General features: G+C 32.5%; 1 protein-coding gene. It reads left to right on the top strand.

The genetic code is table 11. The features are described from left to right. Positions 1 to 246: 246 nt before the first annotated feature. Positions 247 to 690, top strand: coding sequence for a GNAT family N-acetyltransferase (locus CEF18_RS25630; RefSeq protein ID WP_110939329.1), 444 nt, complete (start codon positions 247 to 249; stop codon positions 688 to 690). The last annotated feature ends 265 nt before the right edge of the window (positions 691 to 955 follow it).

Below are 955 nucleotides of genomic sequence, written 5' to 3'. Positions count from 1 at the left end.
CAAACTATTGAACCGCCGTATACGGAACCGTACGTACGGTGGTGTGAGAGGTCGGGGGTTAATACCCCCTCCTACTCGATTGTTTATAGGGCCAGATTGTCGAACAAGTAGGTTCTCTAAAATTGGAAAATTTATGTTAACATGATACTAGAAAATATAATAGTTTGTGAAGTTTTCACTTAAACTCGCTCAGTGTGAATGAGTGAAGAATGAGAGATATCGGTATCAGAAGGGAGAGGTTAATAAATGACAGAAAGAATTGAACTAATGACATTTGATAAATTGGAACAGTCTATCGAATTATATATGAAAGTTTTCAATAGTGAGCCTTGGGATGAAACTTGGAGTTATGAAATTGCCAAAGAAAGACTTTTTGATTTAATCAATACACCTAAATTCTTTGGTTATTCACTTTATATTGAGGATAAATTAGTTGGTTTTATTGCAGGGAATAATAAGAAATCCCACCAAGGATTAACATATTATTTAGCAGAACTTTGTGTAAGTAATGAAATTCAAGGTAAAGGTTATGGCACTAAATTGCTTCAACTCTTGGAGACTGAATTAAAAAATAGAGATACTAAAAGTCTTTATCTATTGACTTCTAATGGTGGACTAGCAGAAGCTTTTTACAAAAAGAATGGTTATCAAATAAACAATAATAGGATAGTTATAAAGAAGAATTTATAAATGAAGCTTACTTCGCAAACAGGCGCAATTCTGTAATAAGAATTGTGTCCTTTCTTTGTGTATAGGGTCAGATTGTCGAGGATCAGTGTGATTTTTTATCCGAAAATTATTACAAATAAAAGTGATAATTGGAAAATTTATGTTAACATGATACTAGGAAATATAAGATTTTGTGAAACTTTTCACTTAAACTCCCTCAGTTAGATTCTATTTACTCACAAATGCTCGCTTATTCGCAGGATTTCAGACCACTTCTAAGAACAAT

Source organism: Salipaludibacillus neizhouensis (genome assembly GCF_002886185.1).
GTDB classification, from domain to species: Bacteria; Bacillota; Bacilli; order Bacillales; family Salisediminibacteriaceae; genus Salipaludibacillus; species Salipaludibacillus neizhouensis.
This window is presented reverse-complemented; position numbering and strand designations above follow the sequence as displayed.